The following is a 242-nucleotide window of genomic DNA, read 5'->3' as shown; positions in this document are numbered from 1 at the left end:
GATCTTGGCGTAGCTGGCGACGGAGGGCAGGCGGGTCTTCACCTGTGCGCTCTGCCGCTTGTCGAATTGCGGCGCCTTGTCGTTCAGCACCTTGTCGAGATTCCAGATCACCGCATCGGCGTTGAACGGAGTACCATCATGGAACGTCACGCCGGGACGCAGCTTGAAGGTCCATTTGGTCTTGTCGACGTCATCGACCTTCCATTCGGTCGCAAGGCCGGGGATCACCACGCTCGGCTTGT

General features: G+C 60.3%; 1 protein-coding gene. It reads right to left on the bottom strand.

Annotated features, from left to right (window positions below; all coding sequences use genetic code 11):
* A partial coding sequence (locus G8O24_RS43695) for an ABC transporter substrate-binding protein (protein ID WP_244646473.1) occupies nt 1-242 on the bottom strand: 242 nt, incomplete at both ends.

It is taken from the genome of Bradyrhizobium campsiandrae (assembly GCF_014529705.1).
Classification (GTDB): Bacteria; Pseudomonadota; Alphaproteobacteria; order Rhizobiales; family Xanthobacteraceae; genus Bradyrhizobium; species Bradyrhizobium campsiandrae.
Note: the sequence above shows the minus strand (reverse complement) of the source record. Positions and strands in the feature narration are given on the sequence as shown.